Genomic DNA, 19,449 nt, shown 5'->3' on the forward strand with positions numbered 1-19,449 from the left:
GCCCCGTTCGCGTGTTCGATGGACGGATTGCCCTTACGCCCTCTCGTCTCGGAGGCCGCCCCGATGCGTCCGACTCTGTTCGCTCTCCCGGTCGCGCTCGTCCTGTTCTGCTCGCCCGTACTGGCGCAACCCGCTCCCAAGCCCCTTGATGACAAGAAACTCGTAACGAAGGTGTACACCGTCAAAAACCTGATCGTCGGGCGCGAGAAGGGGGGCGTCGTTGCCGACTTCGACGCGCTGGTGAAACTCATTTTCGAAACCGTTTCGATCGGTGAGCCGAAACCGGACGGCACCGGGGCGCAGTTGGTCGAACGCGACGGCGGCAAGCTCGAAGTTCGGACCACCGAGAAGGTCCACCACGAGGTGAAAGACCTGCTCGAGGCTTTGGAGTCCCTTCAGGATCTCGCGATTGACGTGAAGACAGAGGTTTTCGAGCTCGATGCGGCGACTTATCGGCAACTCGTGAACGCGCTCCCGAAAGGTCGGTCAAAGTCGCCGGTGCTGTTCGCGATCGGAAGGGAAGTGATCGGCGTCCCCGAGTCGAAACCTGAGGATCTGGAGCTGCCCGCTGCTGCCCTCAAGCTCCTCAAAAGTGGTCGAATCGTGCAGACCTCCAGCGCACGGTTCGTGAACGGAGTTGATTCGACCGTTTCAGCCCGCAAGGTGGTCATTCCGTTCAAAAACGATCCGGCCGCAATCAGCGTCGGCACGAAAACCAGCAACCCGCTGTTCGTTAAAGAAGGGTTTGCTCTCAATGCGCTGCTAGTGGTTTCGGCCGATCGTCGCTCCGTTCGGATGAAGCTGACCGAATCGTCGACGGCCGTCACGGGGATGCAGAAGCGCGAGCTGTTCGAGTTGGAGGGGAAGAAGGCGATTGCGCAGTCGCTCGACACCGAAGACCTCGGCACGACCGGTTCTACCGTGGTTTTCGATGGCGGGGTTGCGATCTTCAAGTTGGACTACGCGCCGAAGGACAAGGTGTGGGTGGTGATACTCAGACCGACCCTCTTCTTTCAGTCAGTAGAGGACCAGTTGAAGAAGGAAGGGAAATCAATGGGGCCGCGGTAGAGTTAGCCCGAGTCTGATGGGGGGCGGTTACGGCCTCACTTTGTCGGACTCCAGTCGTTCCAGGTTCGAGCCACGGAACTCGAGTCGGTATTGCCCTGGGACCGCGGACGTCCCGTCCGCCGGTTTGCAGGTGGGATCGTATTGCGGACCTCCAGTAAGCTTCCTCATCCCCCGAGAAGCGGACGAGACGGTCGCGTTCCCAGGTAAATCCCGCGGGTTCTCCACGTGTTCTTGCTTCAAACTCGAAATCACTGAACCGCTGTCACTCGCGCGGCGCGCCCAGCCCTGCGTTCCGTTGCAGGCACCGCGAAAGCCGGTTCGGTGTGACTCCGATGTCGCGTAGGGATTGTGTCAGTACGGCGCGCGAATGAGCGCCCCGAGCAAGGCCCCCAGTCGGTCAACGGCTAGCGCGGCGTTCGTCAGCACCTCGGCGTGATCGAGCGACGTTCCTCCGATCCCCGCGGCCTTGTTCGTGACGCACGAAATTGCCGCCACTTCAAGCCCGCGTGCGGCTGCCGCTTCGGCTTCCAGCGCCGTGGACATGCCCACGGCGTCGGCCCTGCAAGCGGCGAGCGCGCGGATCTCCGCCGGGGTCTCGTAGCTCGGGCCGGTGAGCGCCGCGTAGAGCCCCGCGAGCAGTTCGCGCCCGGCGGCTCGTTCGTGTACCCGCATGGCCTCAATGAGCCGCACCGCGTACGGGCGCACGAGCGCGTTACCGGCCGCCAGGCCGCGCCACGCGGCGGGACCGAGGAGCTTGAGGTGACCTTGAATGGCCATCAGCGAGCCGGGCGCCAGAGCCGGGTTGATGCCGCCGGCCGCGTTCGTGAGGACGAGGCGCCGCGCGCCGAGTTCGGCCGCGGTGCGCACCGTGCCGGTCACGACCTCCCAGGGGTGGCCCTCGTAGAAATGCACCCGGCCTCGAACGAGCAGGGCCGGGGCGCCGCTCCACTCGCCGACCGCCAGCGTGCCGCCGTGGCCGTGAACCGACGGCGGAACCAGCCCCGGGACAGCGCCGAACGGCACCGCTGCGCGTTCCACGAACGCGGCGGCTGCGCCGCCCAATCCCGACCCAAGCACGACGGCCACCCGCGGCTCGAGCGCCGCAGCGGTACGGGCGAACGCGGCGAACGCGGCCATCAAACGCCCGCCAGTTCGTCGAGGTCGGTGAACGTGCTCGGCGGGCCGCTCTCCGCGATCTCCGCGAACATCTGCTTGGTCCGCACCGCCCAGCCGATGAACTGTGCGGCCCCCTCGACGCCGAGCCGCTCGGCGTTCACCACCGCGTCGTAGGCGGTCGGGTCCGCGGGGTCGCGCGCGAGCGTGCGGTCGAGGAACAGTGCGCGGCGCTCGTCCCGGGCGCGCACCTCTTCGGCGGCTTCGGGCCGGGTGAGTCGAAGTTCCTGGGCCAAATACGCAACCCGAGCCTCGGTCGGCGCGATGACGCGGACGTGTACGGTGGTCTCGGGCGGCAGCAAGAACCCGGCGGCCCGTCCCACGATCACGGCGTTCCCGCGGGCCGCGACCGTCAGCACGAGCCGGATCAGCGGGAGCACCTCCGGGTCCGCGTTCAGCTTGTGGTCGCGCTGGAGGTGTCCGAGCTGCGCGTCGGCCCACGCCCGCGCGTCGGCGGGCACGTCGGCCAACAGTTGCGCCCGCGCGTCGTCGTTCTGAACGAGGTAATCGAGCGTGTCGTGGTCGAACACCTGCCACGTGAGGATGTCGGCCACCTTTTTCGCGATTTCGGTGCCGCGCGACCCCGCCTGCCGGCTGATCGCGACCGTCAGCCCCCGCGGGTGCGTGAGCGGGCCGTCGGGTGCGTTGCCACGGAACCCGTGGACCGGCGCGCCCTGGAGCTCGAACGGGATCGAAACGGGAGACGGAGGGGGCATCGGTCGGCTCACACGTCGTCGCGGTATTCGGACCGGGAGAACAGCCACATTCCCAGCAGCGTGATCGCGACCGGGGCCGCGAGCAGCACCGCCCAAGCGGTCTCGGAGGACACGGCCTGCGCGGTGATCGCGGGGAGCATCTCGCCGGGGTGCCCGGCCGCGACGGCCTCATTATACATCAGCGAGCGGGCGTAAAAGGTCAGGCTCAGTAACTTCAGGCTCCCGGGCAGCGCGGCGACCACCGTTTCGAAAAAGAACACGTAGACCAAGCCGATCACGACCGGCCGGCGGAACAGCGCGCCGACGAGGTGGAACAGCGCCGCGAACGCGACCGTGCCGGCCGCCGCCGCGGGCCAGTACAGCGCGAACGCGGCGCGGCCCGTCGCGCCGCCGGCCAGGGAGACCAGCGCGAACCCGCCGAGCCCGAACGCGACGCACCACGGCAGCGTGCCGAGGAACTTCGCCAGGTAGATGCCCCCGCGCGGGATCGGCCGCGTCATGACCCACACGAGCGAGCGCGTCTCGCGGTCGGTCCCGAACGCCCCGCTCGCGTACGAGAGGGTGAACAGCGGCAGCACGAACCCCATGAACACCAGTAGGACGGCGAACCGCGAGTAGTTCATGAACCCCCAGCTCTCCCGGAGCGGTTCGGACCGGAGGGCCGCCTGCGGGATCGAGAGGAGCAGGGTGGTGAGTGCGTCCTCGGTGGGGTTCAGCGGGTTCGGCAGCTCGTGCGGCGGTTGCGTGTTGACCTCCGCCCCCTCGAACACAACTTGGTAACGGGCGCCGAGGCTCTGCCGCTCGGCCTCCTGGGTCGCCAGCGGGCGCGGGCCGATCATGGTGGTGACCGTGCGGCGGGCGCGGAGCTGCGTAACGTCCCAGGCGCCGTTGCGCGTAGCGAACCCGACCCACGTCACCACCAGAGCGAGCAAGCCGGCCGACACGAGCCCCATCTGCCGCATCCGCCAGTGCCGCTGGAAGCTCTGGACGACGAGCACGCACCAAGCGCGGAACGCGCTGGGGAGTGTGGAATGAGGAGCCGGGTGCAGGGATTGAGCAGCGGACTCGTTCGTGGTGTTCATCGGCTCTCGCGGCGGTAGTTGCTTCTGGCCCTGACCTCCCGGCTTTCCAATTCTCGGCTCACGTCTTCCCGCTGCCGCCGAGCAGGTAGCCGAGGATCGCGTGCGCGGACTCGTCGAGCGGCTCAAGGCGCCGCACATCGATCGCGTGCTCCACGGCGAGCCGTCCGAACGTCTCGAAGAACCGTTTGGGGTGATCGGCCTTCACGACCAGCGCGTCGGGGCCGTCGGCCAGGTTCGGCGCCACATCGACGGCCAGAACCTCCGGTAGGGCGATGAGCAGCCGTGCGACCGCGCGGGGGTTCTCGACATCGATGCGGACGGAAACCGGGTGGTCCTCCAGCAGGTCGCGGATCTGCTGGAGCGTGCCCACCGCCGCCACCCGCCCCCGGGCCATAATCACCACGTGGTTCGTGAGCTTCTCCAGTGCCTCCAGCTCGTGGCTGGAGATGAGCAGGCACTTGCCCTGCGCCGCGAGCGACTGGAACAGTTCGAGCAGCTCTTGGCGCCCGATCGGGTCGATCCCGGAGAGCGGTTCGTCGAGGATGAGCAGTTCGGGCTCGTGAAGAAGCGCCTGCGCGAGCTTGATCCGCTGGCGCATCCCCTTCGAGTACCCGCGGAGCTTGCGGTCGGCGCGCTCCAACATGCCGACGCGCGCGAGCACGCCTTCCGTGCGCCGGTGCGACTCGGCCCGGGTGTAGCCGCACAGCCGGGCCATCGTCCAGACGAACCGGCGGCCGGACATTTCCTCATAGAATGCGTCCGCGTCCGGGCAGTACCCGACCAGCCGCCGCGCGCGCCAGTTCCACGTATCGACCCCGCGCACGCTCACCCGACCCAGCGTCGGGCGGAGCTGACCGTTCGCCATGCGGAGCAGTGTGGATTTGCCGGCCCCGTTCGCGCCGACGAGGCCCGTGATGCCGCCGGTCAGTTCCAGCGTCACCTGGTTGAGTGCCAGAACCGTCCCGTACCACTTGGAGACCTGCTCGAAGAGGAGCAGCGGCGCGCCGGACGAACGGGCGGCGTGAGGCGCCCGTGCCTCGGTCTGTGCCCCGTGCGTATCGGCGTGCGCGGTCGGGACCGTCTCGTCGGCCACTTGGGGCACCTCGGCATGTTCGGCGGCGCGGCCGGTTCCCGGAGTGCCGACGCCCGTCGCTCGTCCCGCCGGCACGAACTCGTTGCTCATCGATCACCACTTACGAGACGATTTCGACCGCCTGGATGCGCCGCCGCAGGAACAGCCCGCACGCGGCTGTCACGATCGCGACCACGGCCCACGCCTCCCAGTAGTCGGGCTGCGGCAGCGGGCGCACCGTGGCGGGGTCCGTCCCGAGGCAGCTCAGCCCACACAGGTAAAGGTTGTTCCATAGGTCGATCAGCCGCCAGTGCCGGTTCTCGGTGGACTCCACCAGCCACCCCGAGAGCATCGGGAGCAGCGCGAACAGCCCCATCCAGATCATCGCCATCGGCACCGTGCGGCGCACCAGCACCGCCGTCGCCACGGTCAGCAGCGACAGCGCGGCGGTGAGCACCGCCCCGTAGCCGATGATACCGAGCAGCAGCGAGAAGTGGTCGAAGTAGTACGTGCGCCAGTCGTACAGCAGCCCGGCCTCGACCCACAGCAGCGCCGCGGGGAGCGTGGTGAGCAGGCCGATCAGCCCGCCGATCGCGAGACACTTGCCGAGCACGTAGTGCCACCGCCCGATCGGCTTCGAGAGGTAGAACGGCAGGCTCCCGTGCGCGAAGTCGTTGCCCACCAGCACCGACCCCGCGAGCGACAGCACGATCACCAGGATGTAGCCCTGGTACCAGATGAAGTTGCCGAACGTGTGGTCCGTGCCGTTGAGTGCCAGCCGGTCGAGGAACCGGGTGATGTTGCGCGCGTTCACGGGGATGCCGGCGAACCGAACCGACTCGGTGGCGAACTGGTTCGTGATCCACACCATCAGGTACTGGGCGTAGAAGAAGAAGAAGAAGATCAGCAGCGCCAGCCCGAACAGGCCCCACATGAGCCGCCGGCGGAGCAGGAGCTTCAGCGAGGCGCGGGCCAGCGCCGCCGAGGCGTACAGCGGCCCGAGCGGGGTTCCGCGCCACGGCCGGTAGCGGAGCAGGGTGTCGGTGTGCGCCATGAAGGTTCTCGACCCGCTGCTGTGAAGCGAACCAGGGGCTGGCGGCGAATCCGGCTGGTCGTGCCTTTTTCTTGTGGCACAGGCATTCCTGTGTGTGCCACCAAGACATAAGCCAAAACAGACGGCCCGCAACCGGACCGAAAATTAGATCACCGTTCTGAGGAACAGCTCCTCCAGCGTTTCCTCGTCGCGCACGAGGCTGCGGATGACGGCGCCTTGTGCGGCGGCGCATTGGAAGAACGTCAGGTTCGACCACCCCTGCGGGACCCCGACCCGCCACTCGCCCTCGCCGTTGTCGGCGAGGAGCCTCATCCCGGCCGCTTCCAACTCGGCGCGGAACGCCGCGGTCTCGCCCTGGACGCGGACGCGGAACCGGTCCCGGTGCCGGTCGCGCAGCTCGGCCACGGTTCCCTCCCGCCGCACCTGCCCGCCGGCGATGATGACCACCCGCTCGCACACGGTTTCCACGTCCGCCAGCAGGTGCGTCGAGAGCAGAACCGACTTCCCGTGATCGACGCCGAGCGCCTTCACGAGCCGCAGCATGGCGTCGCGCCCGGCGGGGTCGAGGCCCGATGTGGGCTCGTCGAGCAGGAGTACCGGCGGGTCGTGAACGAGCGCCTGGGCGAGCTTCGCGCGCTGCTTCATCCCGAGCGAATACTCTTCGACCAGCCGGTACCGCGCTTCTTCCAACTCGAGGTACGAGAGCACCTCGTGCGCGCGCCGCGTGGCCTCGCGCCGCGGTAACCCGTACAACTCGCCGGCGAGCGCCACGTACTCCACCCCGGTGAGCCCCGGGACGAGGGCGTCTGCTTCGGGCATGAACCCGATGAGCCGCCGGAGCCGCCAGTTTCCTGCGGCGTCCCGGTCCCCGCCCAGGGGTTCGTTGAGCACGCGGCCCGTTCCGCTCGACGGCGGAATCAGGCCCATCAGGATCTTCAGCAGCGTCGATTTGCCCGCGCCGTTCGGCCCGAGCAGCCCGATCCGGCCCTTCGGCAGCGAGAGCGTAACATCCCGCAGCGCGGTGAACGCGCCGAACGTGCGCGAAACGGCGTTCAGCTCGATCAGGCTCATAGTCTGAAGCCGACAGGCACGGCGGTGAATGCCGCAACGTCGTCACAACCGGGCACGCGGGCGAAGGCTCGGTTCTTGGGCGTCACGACGTTACGGTTTTTAGTGTCACGCTCAAGTGGTGTAATCGGCGTTGAGCCGGACGTACTCGGTGGTCAGGTCGCTGGTGTAAAACGTCGAGCGGCCGGTGCCGAGCGTGAACCGCAGTTTGAAATGCACCTCGCGGTTGTGCTTCAGGTAGGCGGACGCGGACGCGGCGTCGAACGGCAGCGGCGCGCCGGCCCGGTACAGCAGCAGGTCGCCCATCCACAGCGACAGGTCCTTCTCCTCGAACGCCACGCCCGAGTACCCCGCCGCGGACACCACCCGCCCCCAGTTCGGGTCCGCGCCGAACACCGCGGTTTTCACGAGCGCGCTCTCCGCGATGGTCTTGGCGACCTGCTTCGCCTCGGCGTCGCTGCGGCAACCCTCGACCTCGATGGTGATGAGGTGCTCGGCGCCTTCGGCGTCGATGATGATTTTGCGGGCCAGTTCCACGCAGACGTGCCGCACCTCGTGCGCGAAGGCGTCCAGTTCTGCTCCCGCGAGCTGGGGGCCGGAACCGTTCGCCAGCAGGAACACGGTGTCGTTGGTGCTGGTGTGGCCCTCCACCGAGATGCTGTTGAAGCTCTGCTCGGCGGCGACTTTGAGGATGCGGTGCAGGTCGGCGGGGGCGACCGCGGCGTCGGTGAGAACGAAGCCCAACATGGTAGCCATGTTCGGGCCGATCATCGCCGCGCCCTTGGCGAACCCCGTCAGGGTGAAGGGCGCGTGCCGGCGGGTGGCGATCTTGATCCCGGTGTCGGTGGTCAGGATGGCGTGAGCGGCGTTCGAAAGCGCGTCTCGGCCCTCGGCCACTTCGCGGGTCGCCTTCGGGACGCCCGCCTCAAGGACCGGCATCGGCAGGGGGCGACCGATCACGCCCGTCGAGGCCACCAGCACCTGCTCCGTGGCGCACCCGAGTTCGGTGGCGACGAGTTGGGTCATCCGCCGGGCGTCGGCGAGGCCCTGATCGCCGGTGCAGGCGTTGGCGTTACCCGAGCAGACCACGATCGCGCGGGCGTCATCGCGCGGGAGCCGCTCGCGGCTCACCTGGACGGGCGCCGCACACACGCGGTTCTGGGTGAACACGCCGGCCGCGGCGGCGGGCGTGTCGCTCACAATAACGGCCAGGTCGCGCCGGTCGGGCTCGGTGCGTAACCCGCTGACGATGCCCGCGTACCTGTAGCCGCGGGCGAGGTGCCATTCGCTCATGCCCCAATCCTATGCGCGGGGGCGAGCGGGAGAAAGGAGCCTTTAACGGAAACGGCCGTGCGGCACGCACGAGGGCGCCGCACGGTCGCGAACGGAACGTGGCGCTTATTTCAGCTCGATCGTCAGGTCTTTACCGGAGGCGACTTCGACGATCAGGTCGGAGCTGGATTCGTCCGCGTACTTCGCCGGGATCGGAACCGGCGACGCGCCCGGCTTCGGGAGCGGCGCGAGCGTCACCTTGTACTTGCCGGGGATCAGCCCGTCCACCGTCGAACTGGTCTTGGCGGAGAAGGTTCCGTCGGCCGCGCTCTCGCCCGTGCCGTTCGACCGGCCGGGCTCGGTCGGGTAGAACCGCATCGCGAGCGGCCCGACGCCCTTTCCTTCTTTACCGACGACCTTCCCCTTGACCGGCACCTGGCCCCCGGCGAGGTCGCCCTTGGTGCCGCAGCCCGCAACCGCGAGTGCCCCGGCAAGGGCGAGCGAGAACGCAATTCGCAGACGCATCGAATACCTCTGGGTGTAAGTAAACATCGCGAGCCGGGCGGTGACAACCGCCCGGCTCGCAACGGTCGGCGGGGCCAACCGTTAGAAGTTCGGGGTCAGGTCACCGCCGGCCGGGGTGCACAGGCGCCGCATCGAGACCATGTCGATGCTGTCGCGGATGAACGCCACGTGGCCGTCTCCGAACACCGCTTGCGCGCCGCCGGAATGGAAGCTGAAGGCTTCGTCGTTCGGCCCGCAGTTGTTCGAGCTCCACGGGCAGGTGGTGGGGCCGCCGAACGGGGTCGCGTTGTTGTTGATGGCCTTGCGGCTGTTGCACGACGCCGCGGTCCCGCTGTTCGCCTCGTAGCACTGCTCGCCGCTCGAACCCAGGGCCGGACCGGACACGCCGTTGGCCTGGTCCGGCTCGGCCCACCGGGCGATCTGCGTCGGGTTGCCGCCCGGGGCGGTGTACGTGCCGTTCACGTTCCCGAAGTAGCCGCGGCTCACGTCTTCAATGATCGCGATCGTGTTGCTCAGGCCGTCGGTCACCCCGGAGACGCTCCGCTGCCCGCTGACGTTCAGCATGTAGGTGGGCTTGTTGTACTGGGAGGCGGTCGGCGCCGCGGTGCCCTTGCCGACCGTCAGCATCCCTTCCACGCGCCAGGTCGCCTTGCTCGAGCCGTTCGCCCGCCAGCCGCCGCCGGTGCCGTCCGCGATGTCGGTGTACGCGATCGGCATGTAGTCGCAGATGCCGTACCCGGCGCTGTCCTTGCCGCCGCTCCCGGCCGACGGGTTGCTCGGGCAGATGTACGTCTTGATGGCCGTCTGGAACGGGGCCTGGTTGGCGGCCTGGAGGTAGTACACGCTCGTGTCGATCAGCTTGTACACGTTGTCCTGCTCGATGTACGGCAGGATCATCGTCCAGGTCGACTGGAGGTCGAACGCGGTGTCGTAGTTCACGCTCCCCTCGCCGCTGGTCGGGAACCGCTGGTAGGAGCTTTCGTAGTTGTGGAGGGCCAAGCCGATTTGCTTGAGGTTGTTGGAGCAGCTCATCCGGGCGGCGGCTTCGCGCACCTTCTGAACGGCCGGGAGAAGCAGACCGATCAAGATCGCGATGATGGCGATCACCACCAGCAACTCAATCAGGGTGAACGCGGACCTGCGACCCGAGGAACGAGCCATCGACGGACCTCTGAACTGGAGGAGAAAAGCACGGGAATCAAAGGTGCGGGCCACCGGCCCGGCCTCACCTGAAGCGGCAGCGTTTCGAGCCGTTCGGGCGATGATGCGACTTCAGTACTCTAGATGATGCGGTGCAAAAGAGAATGTTGAATGGTGTGAAGAGTTGGTGCTACTTCTGTGATTGCAAAGTGAATATTCTGAGTAGATTTGAAATGTGTGTCGCGCACGGTGACCGGCACAGACGGCCGGGCGCGGCTTCGGGCGCCCGGCCGGGAGGCGGTTACGGCTTCGTGCCCTTTTCCGTGGGCGCCGGGGCCTTCTCGACGATCGCCTCGCGGGTGCCGGCGACGACCTTCACCAGCTCCGCAATTTCCGGGTCCGCGACCTTGAACTTTTTCAGGGACGCGACGAGGTGAACGGCCAGAGCGTCGAACTCGGCGTCGGTGATCGCCATCCCCTTGTGCGCCTCTTTCATGCTTTTGCCGCTGTACTTGAACGGCCCGCCGCTCACGTCGCTGATCATATCCACGATCGACTTCTCCAGCGCCGCGGCGCTCGGCTTGTATTTGCCGCCGCGGGTGAAGTTCACCTTCGGGTCTTCGAGGGCCGCGAGCGCGAAATCGTGAACGACCGCCTTCACCACGCTCTCACCCCCGAGCCGGTCCCACAGTACCTTCTTGGTGTCCTTCGGCTCCTGCGTGGTTTTGGGTTCCTTGGTGTCCTTCGGCTCCAGCGCGGGCTCTTTTTTGATCGGCGGCGCGATGGTGTTCTGGATCTCGTCCAGTGCCGCACGCATCTCGATGGCGGCTTCGGCCGCCTTGTTCAGGCCTTTGGCGCGCTCGATCCGCTGTTGGGCGTCGGTCTGGAGCTTCGGCCGGTGGTCGAGCATCGGCACCACGGCCGACAGCGTGCCCTGGTACAGGCGCGCGCACTCCCCGTGCCCGCCGCGGTTAAAGATTTCCGTGCCCAGTAGTGCGGACTCGTACACGATTCTCACGATCCGCTTGTCGAGTTCGGCCCGGTCCAGGGGCTTGTCGTCCGCCCGCGTGAGGCCGACTGCCCCACTCAGGATGAGCACCGCCAGCAAAATTCGCGCGCGCATGGTGGAACCTCTCGAACAATAGGAGCGAACCGGTACACCCGTCGGTATCGCGTTCGACACGATAGTGTAACCACGGGGCCGTGCCGGGTGAACGTGTCACCCGTTTTTAACGCATCGGGGCCAGGGCACGGGCGAATCCGCAGTTCGGTTTAGGCCCTCGTAATCGGTACGGTCCCACACAGAGGTGCGCAACCCATGCGCGACGACGAAGACGACGGCCGCGACCGCGGCCCCCACAACGACCGCCCGACCCGACCCAACTTCCCCAACCGGTACGCGCCAGACGGGCCGCCCGCCCGCCCGATACTGTGGTACGCCGCGTTCCTGTTGCTCGGCGTGGCGCTGGGCGGGATCGGGATCGCGGCCGGAACCTACTTGGTGAGCCGGTTGCGCGCCGAGCGTGGCGGGCTGGACCCGAACGCGCAGCTCCGCACGACCACCCCAGCCGCCGCCCCGGACGCCGAGGAGGCGCAGCGAGAGACCGTCTTCGAGAAGGTCCGCCCCTCGGTCGTCAACGTGGACGTGGTGATGGTGAAGCAGGGCCGCTGGGACGAAGCCCCCAGCGAGCTCCAGACCAGTGGCGGGTCCGGGTTCGTGTGGGACGAGTCCGGGCGCGTCGTCACCAACTACCACGTGGTTGCGGAGGTGCGCAAGCGCCAGGGCACCGAACTGCGGGTGGTGCTGGCGGACCGCACCGCGTACACCGCGGCGCTGATCGGGGTGGCGCCGGACAACGACCTCGCGGTGCTCCAGATTTCCGCACCCAAGGAGAAGCTGAAGCCGATCCAGGTTGGCACCTCGGACGACCTGAAAGTCGGCCGCACGGTCTACGCGATCGGGAACCCGTTCGGGCTGAGCCTCAGCATGACGACGGGGATCATCAGCTCGCTGAACCGGATCATCGAGGCGCCGAGCGGGGTGAAGATCCCGAAGGCGATTCAGACCGACGCGGCCATCAACCCCGGGAACTCCGGCGGGCCGCTGCTCGACAAGACCGGCCGGCTGATCGGGGTCAACACCTCGATCGCGACGCCCAACGGGGGCAACGTGGGAATCGGGTTCGCGATCCCGGTGGACACGGTGAACCGGGTGGTCACCGAGCTGATCCAGAGCGGCCGGTCGCTGCGCCCCGACCTGGGGGTGAAGTTGTACGACGAACGCCAGTTGCGCCGCGCCCGGTACGACCACGGGGTGATGATCGATCGCGTTGTGTTGAACGGGCCGGCCGACGCCGCGGGGCTGAAAGGGTGCGCGTACAGCCCGCGCGGAGTGGTGACCCAGGCCGGCGACCTCATCGTGGCGATCAACGGCGAGTCGATCGACAACGTGGAGGATTACGAGCGGGTGGTCCGCGGGTTGCCGGTCGGGGGCGAGGCGAAGGTGAAGATCGTTCGGTTCCCGACGAAGGAGATGGAGCTAACGGTTACGGTGGGCGGGGTGTGACGGGCGGCGGTACCGGGTGCCGGCTGCGGTACCCGGAGCGGCCGGAGTGAGATGAGGCCGTTCCCGGTGGCGCTGAGGGCGGCCACTTTCGACGGACGCGGGACGAGCCGCAACGTGGTCAAAGCCGCCCCGGTCCACTGGAGGATACCTGCCAACGGTCGCAACACGTCCATACTGAGGTGGTCGAGCCAGTCACGCGCGTGCTGCACCCCTTCGTCGGCACTGACCAGAAGAATATGATGTTTACATGATCGACAGAATAAATAAAGTTCTAGATCGATTGGCCTTCATCCCGTCCATCCTGTTTATCCTGTCAAAACTCTGCTTTCGTGAGCGCAAGACGCGCGGGGACTGGAACCAAACCCGGACCATTCGGCCGTTTCGCCACGAGTGCTAATCCGCGCCGAGATCTGTGACGAAGCCGGTTGAGGGGTGAACCCGCTCGTACTCGACGGCAAAGTGCGCCGCCACCATCCGTCGCACTTTGAGCGCGATTTTCGGGTCCACGTTCGGCGAACATCGCATCACAAATTCGGCGTCCGAGATCGGCGGGAACCGCCTCTCAAGCGCGGCCCTCGCCCGCCGTGCGCTCACAACCACAGTCAGCACAACACAGGCGATCACGCACATCACAGCCGGCAACATGGGTTCCCTTTAGGAACAAACGCGCTGCCCCCTCTAGTTCATGACAGGGGCTGGTCCAGTTTATCGCGAACCGGAACGAGCTGGCAACCGCGGCCTTGCAACAACTCGCGCACGTTGGCCGGTCGCCTGAGCGGCAGTTCCGTGACGCGCCTGCGCATAGCCGGCTCGGCTGCGCGCCGCCACTTCGGCACGGAATTTACAGCTTGTGCAGTTGTGGCTGTTGAAAAAATATAAATTTGAATCATTGATGTTAATGCGTCGTCGCTGTGGGTGTGGTTGTTGTGATTAATAAGGGTCGGGCTGTACGATCGCGGCTGTTGAGGTCGAAATGTGGTCGCGGATGTGTGTGCTGACATTGGTTGTTGTGTACTACGCGATCTGCACCTGGCGCCGGCTCTCGAGTGATTAAAACCGCGCCCGCGCGGGTCTCGCTCGGCACGACGTGCGGTTTATGTCCGTGCCCCGCCCACCGCCCGTCCCTTTTTCACCCAGGTGTACGCTCCATGAGTTCGGCTCGGTCTTTCTCACACATGGCGCCCCAGTTCGTTCCCGCCGTCGAGGGCCTGGAGGACCGCACGACCCCGGCGGGGAACGTGACGGCGTACGTGTTCGACAAGGTGCTTTACGTTACCGGAACCAACGACACAGACCAGATCTGGATCGCCGGCGCCGGCGAGAACGCGGTCGTCATCCGCTCGCTGGACGGTGCCACCACGGTCAACGGGCAGAGCTCCGTGTACATCGGCGGGGTGAAACAGGGGTACCACATCAACATGGGCGGCGGGGACGACACACTGCTCATCAGCGGCACCCGCTCCGGCGGCGGGTTGAACGTGGACATGGGGGTGGGGAACGATGTTCTGGGGATCTCGGACGCGGGGCACAAGGGTGAGAGCGTTCTGGCCGCCGGCACGGGCAACGACGTGGTTATCCTGCACGCGTCCGGGTTCCGCAACGGCGTTTCGCTGACCACCGGCGACGGGGACGACCAGGTGCTGGTCTCAGGTGTTGTGGCGCCCGCGTTCGCGCTGGTGAACCCGTCCGGTACCGACTACTTCGACGCACCGGGTTCCGCGCTCGGCCGGCCCAGCGTGGTCGGCGGGTTCGTACCGGGTTCGCCGACTGCGACCGTTCCGCCGACGGTGCCGACCGCGGACACCGTTGCACCGACCGCGACCGTCTCCACGTTCTCGGCGGCGGTCACCTCCACCGCCGCGGTCCCGTTCACCGTCACGTTCGACGAGGACGTGACTGGATTCACGGCTGCCGGTCTTACGGTCTCGAACGGCACCGCCACGGCGTTCGGGGCTGTGAACTCGCGCACGTACACATTCTCGGTGGTGCCGTCCGGCCAGGGGGCGGTGTCCGTGTCGGTCGCGGCTGGCGCCGCCCAGGACGCGGCTGGCAACGCGAACACGGCGTCCAACACGGTCGCGGTGACGTTCGACTCGGTCGCTCCGACCGTCACGATCAATCCGCTGACCAGCACCAGCGCGACTCCCACCCTGACGGGCACGGTGGACGACCCGAACGCGACCGTGAGCGTGACCGTTAACGGCCAGACGTACACGGCTGCGGTGAGCGGGACCACATGGAGCGTCACGCTCACGAACCCGCTGGCGGACGGGACGTTCACGATCTCGGTCTCCGCAACGGACGCGGCCGGGAACGTGGGCGGCACGTCGCTGACCGACGGACTGGTAGTGAGTCTGGCGGGGCTGACGGTCACGGTTGATACGCTGGCGACCAACAGTACGACGCCGACGCTGACGGGGACGGTGAGCGACTCGGCGGCGACGGTTCAGGTGACGGTAGACGGCCAGACCTACACGGCGACGGTGACCGGCAACACCTGGAGCGTGTCGGTGACGACCGCGCTGATCGAGGGTACGTACACCGTTTCCGCTATCGCCACCGACTCAACGGGGGGCGTGGCCACGGCCGCACCGGCTGACGGGTTGGTGGTCGATTTGACCGCGCCGACCGTAACGGCAAACGTGCTGACCACGAACAGCGCGACGCCGACACTGACGGGTACCGTGGACGATTCGGCGGCGTCGGTTCAAGTGACCGTGGACGGCCAGACCTACACGGCGACGGTCAGCGGCAACACCTGGAGCGTGTCGGTTACGACCGCGCTGATCGAGGGGACGTATACGGTCTCGGTGACCGCGATGGACGCGGCCGGGAACGTGGGGGCCGCAGCGCTGACCAACGGGCTGGTGGTGGATCTGACCGTGCCGACGGTTACGGTCAACGCCCTCATCACGAACAGCACGACGCCGACCCTGACGGGGACAGTGGATGATCCGGCGGCGACGGTCGAGGTAACGGTGGACGGTCAGACCTACACGGCCGCTGTGAGCGGCACCACCTGGACGGTGGCGGTCGCGACCGCGCTGGTTGAAGGAACGTACACCGCCGCGGTGACTGCGACCGACGCGGCCGGTAATGTGGGCACGGCTTCACTCACCGATGGGGTAGTGGTGGACCTGACGGTGCCGACTGTCGCGGTGGACACGGCGCCCACCGTTACCGGGGCCGTGACCGGTACCGCGAGCGACACCCTCTCCGGGGTCGCAGGCGTGGCGGTCAGCGTTTACGATTCAGTGGCACAGGCGTACTTGAACGCGAGCCGCACGGCGTTCGACAGCGCGACCGAGGTCTGGATTACGGCGGACACGGGCGACGGCTTCGCAACGTGGTCGGTCACGGTGCCGGCCGCGGGCAGCTACATCGTGGTGGCCGAGTCCACGGACGGAGCTGGGAACACCGCGACCGGCAACGCGACAGCGGTGACATCATAAATATTTGCACGATTGTCGTCAGTGGCTGTATTTGTTTCTTGCGGCACAGACGTTCCTGTCTGTGCGATGCGAGATGGTCGCACAGACAGGAACGTCTGTGCCGCAAGAAACAAATACAGCTAGCCTGATCGCGTATGAGGTTGAAACTGAGTAGTAATCTGTAGTGCTGGGTGTGGCCCGTGTCTCAGTGTGGCCCGCTCGCTCCGCGAGCGGTGCTTAGGGCTTCAAATTCGCTGCGCGCAGAGCGTTCTGGACGACCTGACGGCCGCTCGCGGAGCGAGCGGGCCACACTGAGAGGCGGGTTGCTGAACGCGGCTAACCCTTACACTGCGGCACGGCGGGCGGGTTTGGTCGCGACCACGCTCGGCTCGGCGCACCCGCCCGCGGTGGGGAGCATCTTCCCGGGGCTGCACCGCCCGTCGGGGTTGAACGCGGTTCGGAGCCGGACCATGTAGTTCAGGTCGTCGGTGGTGAACATGAGCGGCATGAAGTCGATCTTCTCGACCCCGATCCCGTGCTCTCCGGTCACGCTGCCGCCGAGGGCGACGCACTCCGAGAGGATGTCGTGGCTGGCGTCCAGAACCGCCTTCACCTGGGCCGGGTCGCGCTCGTCGAACATCAGGATCGGGTGAATGTTTCCGTCGCCGGCGTGGAACACGTTACAGATGCCGAGGTTGTACTTCTTCGCGGTCGCCTGGATGTGCCGCATGATGTCGGGGAGCTTCGTCCGCGGGACCACGCCGTCCTGGGTGCAGTAGCTCGGGAACCCCAGGCGCCCGATCGTACCGAACGCCTGTTTGCGAGCCTTCCAGAGGGCCATGCGTTCGGGCTCGGTGTTGGCCTTGCGGACCTCCCGCGCGCGGTTCTTTGTGGCGATCCCTTCGATCCGGTCCGCTTCGTCCTGGAGTCCGGCGGCGAGCCCGTCCACTTCCATGATTACCACCGCTTCGGCGTCGAGCGGGAACCCGAACTTGAACGCCGCCTCCACCGCCGACAGCATCGTTTTGTCGAGCAGTTCGAGGGCCGCGGGCACGATCCCTGCGCCGATAATGTCGCTGATGGTGCTGGTGGCGTCGTCGATCGTCTCGAAAACCCCCAGCAGGGTGCGGTACGCTTCGGGGTTCTTGGTCAGACGCACCCACACCTTGGAGACGATGCCGAACGTGCCTTCGCTGCCGACGATCGTGCCGACCAGATCGTACCCGGGGGCGTCTTCCGTCGGGCCGCCGCAGGTGACGACGCGCCCGTCCGGTAACACGAGTTCCACGCCGAGGATGTGGTTGACGGTAACGCCGTACTTGAGCGTGTGTGGGCCGCCGGAGTTGGTGGCGACGTTCCCGCCGATGGTGCAGGCGCCCTGGCTGCTCGGGTCCGGGGCGTAGTGCAGACCGAAGGGCTTCAGTGCGTTCGTCAGCCACACGTTCACCACGCCGGGCTCGACCACGGCGTAGCGGTCGCGGGCGTTGATCTCCAGGATGCGCTTCATGCGGGCGAGGGCGATCATCACGCCGCCGCCCACGAGCACGCACCCGCCCGCGAGGCTCGTGCCCGCGCCGCGCGCGAGGAACGGGCTGCCCAACTCGTTGCACGCCTGCACGATCCCGACGATGTGTTCGGTCGTGGTCGGGAACACGACCACGTTGGGCTTCGTTTTGGCGATGGTGAACCCGTCGCACTCATACGCCGCCATGTCGGCGGTGGCGGTGAGGACGTTGTCCGCGCCGACGATGGCCCGCATCCGCGCGACCAGGCGGGCGTGGTCGGCCGGGTTGGGCGCGGGCGGGGTGGGAGAGGGGAACGTGTTCATGCCGGTAGTTTAGCAGCCGTTGGTCGGAAGCGGAAACGGTTACCGCGCCTGTGGCGCGGCAACCGCGGCGCGGTACGCTCACCCCCGCTTCGCGGGGCGTTTACCGTGTGTGGCGTAGACATCCGCCACCCGGCCCGACTCCTCCAGCGCGACGTGGTACCGCGCCTCGCCTTCGAGCCGGTGAACGGTCATGTGGTACGCCTTCGCGGTCGCCGCAAGATACGAGCGCTTTTCGGGCGGCATCGGGGCGCGAAGCTGGCCCCACGAGCCGTCCCCCAGGTACGGCACGCCGTACTTGTCCCGTAACCCGCCCTTCAGCGGGTGGGTGCGCTTGAACGTGTGGTCGTGATGCTCGAGTACGACGTCCACGCCGTGCCGCTCGAACAGCGGGCACCAGTGCTGCCGGTTCGCCTCACCGGTCCCGGGCTTTCCGCTCACCGGGCCGCCCTCGGGGATGCGGTACGATGGGTACGCCGGCACGTGGTTCGTCACGAACAGGTGCGGCCGGTCCTCGCGCTCCTTCAGCGCGCCTTCGAGCCAGTCCGTCTGCTCCCCGGCGATTTTCGCCACGTGCCCCGTGTCGAGCAGCACGAGGCTCAGGTAATCGCCGAAGTCGAGCGTGCCGTAGGTCGTGTCCTTGTACAGCCCGTCGAACAGCGGCAGGTAGAACGTGGCGTCGCCGCGCTTCCCGTTGTACCCGCCGCGCACCTCGTGGTTGCCCAGGCAGGTGACGAGCGGGATGAGCCGCCCCTTCGGGTCCACCATGTGCCTGGCGTAGTTCTGAACGAACGCCAGCGCGGTCTTGGCCGACGTGCCGTTGTCGTACCCCAGGTCGCCGCTGATCAGCGCGAAGTGCGGTTCCTGCTTGGCCGCGAGGATGTTGTTGGCGATCGCGTGCGCGTTCGTGCCGCAGTCGCCGCCCGACACCCACTGGAACGTGTCCGTTGCCTTCGCCGGCATGGTGCGGAAGCGGAACAGCTCCGGCCCCTTGCCGATCTGGAGGAGGTACTCGGTTCCCGGTGCGAGGCCGGTCACCTCCGCCCGGTGAACCTTCAGGTCCGTTTTGGGCCACGGCCTGAATTCGACCTTCGCGGTCTTCCACTCGTCGCCGGTGGGCGGGATCACGCGCACGGTGGCGTCCGCCTTTTCCGGCCCGATCCATTGGGCGGTGATGGTGGTCGTCGGGTCGCGCTGCCAAGTGAGGAACAGCGTGTCTTGTGGCAGCAGGTTCGCGGGGGTGGTTTCCACCGCCAGGCGCGGCGGCGGCGCGGTCTCGGGTTTCGTGTCTTGTGGGGAGCCGGAACCGGTGACGAACGCGGTTGCCAGCCCGCCGGCCGTGGTGCGCAGGAACGCGCGGCGGCTGATTGTCATGGGATCGCTTCGGGTGGTAGGCAGGAGCGGTTTACGGGGCAGCATTTTTATGCTGCGCTGACCCGCACCCGAAAGCGAGAGGG

Annotated in this window: 16 protein-coding genes; 3 read left to right on the forward strand and 13 right to left on the reverse strand. The window is 67.1% G+C overall.

Annotation, left to right across the window (positions count from 1 at the left end):
• Positions 1-63: 63 nt before the first annotated feature.
• The gene (locus tag R5W23_RS29295) at positions 64-1,068 is read left to right on the forward strand and encodes a hypothetical protein (protein ID WP_320689445.1); all 1,005 of its coding nucleotides are present in this window, start codon (positions 64-66) and stop codon (positions 1,066-1,068) included.
• A gap of 351 nt (positions 1,069-1,419) precedes the next feature.
• Here the strand turns inward: R5W23_RS29295 and R5W23_RS29300 are convergent, their stop codons facing one another.
• The 10 genes from R5W23_RS29300 to R5W23_RS29345 form a co-directional block, all read right to left on the reverse strand.
• Positions 1,420-2,205 (reverse strand): purine-nucleoside phosphorylase, encoded by a 786-nt coding sequence (locus tag R5W23_RS29300; RefSeq protein WP_320689446.1) that lies wholly within the window; start codon positions 2,203-2,205, stop codon positions 1,420-1,422.
• Positions 2,205-2,957 (reverse strand): cytidylate kinase-like family protein, encoded by a 753-nt coding sequence (locus tag R5W23_RS29305; RefSeq protein ID WP_320689447.1) that lies wholly within the window; start codon positions 2,955-2,957, stop codon positions 2,205-2,207. The genes R5W23_RS29300 and R5W23_RS29305 overlap by 1 nt, the downstream gene beginning before the upstream one ends.
• 8 nt (positions 2,958-2,965) lie before the next feature.
• The gene (locus R5W23_RS29310) at positions 2,966-4,039 is read right to left on the reverse strand and encodes an ABC transporter permease (protein WP_320689448.1); all 1,074 of its coding nucleotides are present in this window, start codon (positions 4,037-4,039) and stop codon (positions 2,966-2,968) included.
• Between the two features lie 58 nt (positions 4,040-4,097).
• Positions 4,098-5,222: an ABC transporter ATP-binding protein gene (locus tag R5W23_RS29315; protein WP_320689449.1), complete on the reverse strand. Its 1,125-nt coding sequence runs from the start codon at positions 5,220-5,222 to the stop codon at positions 4,098-4,100.
• Between the two features lie 10 nt (positions 5,223-5,232).
• Positions 5,233-6,165 carry an ABC transporter permease gene (locus R5W23_RS29320; protein ID WP_320689450.1) on the reverse strand — a complete coding sequence of 311 codons (933 nt, stop codon included), beginning with the start codon at positions 6,163-6,165 and terminating at the stop codon, positions 5,233-5,235.
• 144 nt (positions 6,166-6,309) lie between these two features.
• Positions 6,310-7,236, reverse strand: coding sequence for an ABC transporter ATP-binding protein (locus R5W23_RS29325; protein ID WP_320689451.1), 927 nt, complete (start codon positions 7,234-7,236; stop codon positions 6,310-6,312).
• Positions 7,237-7,347: 111 nt separating this feature from the next.
• Positions 7,348-8,526, reverse strand: coding sequence for a bifunctional glutamate N-acetyltransferase/amino-acid acetyltransferase ArgJ (argJ, locus tag R5W23_RS29330; protein ID WP_320689452.1), 1,179 nt, complete (start codon positions 8,524-8,526; stop codon positions 7,348-7,350).
• Between the two features lie 105 nt (positions 8,527-8,631).
• Positions 8,632-9,030, reverse strand: a complete 399-nt coding sequence (locus R5W23_RS29335; protein WP_320689453.1) for a lipoprotein — start codon at positions 9,028-9,030, stop codon at positions 8,632-8,634.
• 81 nt (positions 9,031-9,111) lie between these two features.
• Positions 9,112-10,191: a DUF1559 domain-containing protein gene (locus R5W23_RS29340; protein WP_261187394.1), complete on the reverse strand. Its 1,080-nt coding sequence runs from the start codon at positions 10,189-10,191 to the stop codon at positions 9,112-9,114.
• 280 nt (positions 10,192-10,471) lie between these two features.
• The gene (locus tag R5W23_RS29345) at positions 10,472-11,293 is read right to left on the reverse strand and encodes a group I truncated hemoglobin (protein WP_261187393.1); all 822 of its coding nucleotides are present in this window, start codon (positions 11,291-11,293) and stop codon (positions 10,472-10,474) included.
• Between the two features lie 195 nt (positions 11,294-11,488).
• Between R5W23_RS29345 and R5W23_RS29350 the strand changes: the two genes are divergently transcribed.
• The gene (locus tag R5W23_RS29350; RefSeq protein ID WP_320689454.1) at positions 11,489-12,736 is read left to right on the forward strand and encodes a S1C family serine protease; all 1,248 of its coding nucleotides are present in this window, start codon (positions 11,489-11,491) and stop codon (positions 12,734-12,736) included.
• A gap of 393 nt (positions 12,737-13,129) precedes the next feature.
• On the opposite strand, the gene R5W23_RS29355 is transcribed toward R5W23_RS29350, so the two are convergent.
• Positions 13,130-13,381, reverse strand: a complete 252-nt coding sequence (locus tag R5W23_RS29355) for an acyl carrier protein (RefSeq protein ID WP_320689455.1) — start codon at positions 13,379-13,381, stop codon at positions 13,130-13,132.
• Positions 13,382-13,911: 530 nt separating this feature from the next.
• Here R5W23_RS29355 and R5W23_RS29360 point away from each other — a divergent pair.
• A complete protein-coding gene (locus R5W23_RS29360; protein ID WP_320689456.1) occupies positions 13,912-16,188 on the forward strand; it encodes a beta strand repeat-containing protein in 2,277 nt (758 codons plus the stop codon).
• A gap of 322 nt (positions 16,189-16,510) precedes the next feature.
• Here R5W23_RS29360 and R5W23_RS29365 read toward each other — a convergent pair whose 3' ends face one another.
• Together R5W23_RS29365 and R5W23_RS29370 are read right to left on the reverse strand one after the other, a co-directional pair.
• On the reverse strand, positions 16,511-17,995 hold the full coding sequence (locus R5W23_RS29365; RefSeq protein ID WP_320689457.1) for an FAD-binding oxidoreductase: 1,485 nt from the start codon (positions 17,993-17,995) through the stop codon (positions 16,511-16,513).
• Between the two features lie 78 nt (positions 17,996-18,073).
• Positions 18,074-19,366 (reverse strand): metallophosphoesterase family protein, encoded by a 1,293-nt coding sequence (locus R5W23_RS29370; RefSeq protein ID WP_320689458.1) that lies wholly within the window; start codon positions 19,364-19,366, stop codon positions 18,074-18,076.
• Positions 19,367-19,449 lie beyond the last annotated feature (83 nt).

Source organism: Gemmata algarum (assembly GCF_034097035.1).
Classification (GTDB): domain Bacteria; phylum Planctomycetota; class Planctomycetia; order Gemmatales; family Gemmataceae; genus Gemmata; species Gemmata algarum.

Coding starts and splice junctions, on each gene's coding strand:
- R5W23_RS29360 (WP_320689456.1), top strand. CDS start 13,912: ATGGCGCCCCAGTTCGTTCCCGCCGTCGAGGGCCTGGAGGACCGCACG.
- R5W23_RS29315 (WP_320689449.1), bottom strand. CDS start 5,222: ATGAGCAACGAGTTCGTGCCGGCGGGACGAGCGACGGGCGTCGGCACT.
- R5W23_RS29365 (WP_320689457.1), bottom strand. CDS start 17,995: ATGAACACGTTCCCCTCTCCCACCCCGCCCGCGCCCAACCCGGCCGAC.
- R5W23_RS29320 (WP_320689450.1), bottom strand. CDS start 6,165: ATGGCGCACACCGACACCCTGCTCCGCTACCGGCCGTGGCGCGGAACC.
- R5W23_RS29325 (WP_320689451.1), bottom strand. CDS start 7,236: ATGAGCCTGATCGAGCTGAACGCCGTTTCGCGCACGTTCGGCGCGTTC.
- R5W23_RS29340 (WP_261187394.1), bottom strand. CDS start 10,191: ATGGCTCGTTCCTCGGGTCGCAGGTCCGCGTTCACCCTGATTGAGTTG.
- R5W23_RS29295 (WP_320689445.1), top strand. CDS start 64: ATGCGTCCGACTCTGTTCGCTCTCCCGGTCGCGCTCGTCCTGTTCTGC.
- R5W23_RS29305 (WP_320689447.1), bottom strand. CDS start 2,957: ATGCCCCCTCCGTCTCCCGTTTCGATCCCGTTCGAGCTCCAGGGCGCG.
- R5W23_RS29350 (WP_320689454.1), top strand. CDS start 11,489: ATGCGCGACGACGAAGACGACGGCCGCGACCGCGGCCCCCACAACGAC.
- R5W23_RS29335 (WP_320689453.1), bottom strand. CDS start 9,030: ATGCGTCTGCGAATTGCGTTCTCGCTCGCCCTTGCCGGGGCACTCGCG.
- R5W23_RS29370 (WP_320689458.1), bottom strand. CDS start 19,366: ATGACAATCAGCCGCCGCGCGTTCCTGCGCACCACGGCCGGCGGGCTG.
- argJ (WP_320689452.1), bottom strand. CDS start 8,526: ATGAGCGAATGGCACCTCGCCCGCGGCTACAGGTACGCGGGCATCGTC.
- R5W23_RS29345 (WP_261187393.1), bottom strand. CDS start 11,293: ATGCGCGCGCGAATTTTGCTGGCGGTGCTCATCCTGAGTGGGGCAGTC.
- R5W23_RS29355 (WP_320689455.1), bottom strand. CDS start 13,381: ATGTTGCCGGCTGTGATGTGCGTGATCGCCTGTGTTGTGCTGACTGTG.
- R5W23_RS29310 (WP_320689448.1), bottom strand. CDS start 4,039: ATGAACACCACGAACGAGTCCGCTGCTCAATCCCTGCACCCGGCTCCT.
- R5W23_RS29300 (WP_320689446.1), bottom strand. CDS start 2,205: ATGGCCGCGTTCGCCGCGTTCGCCCGTACCGCTGCGGCGCTCGAGCCG.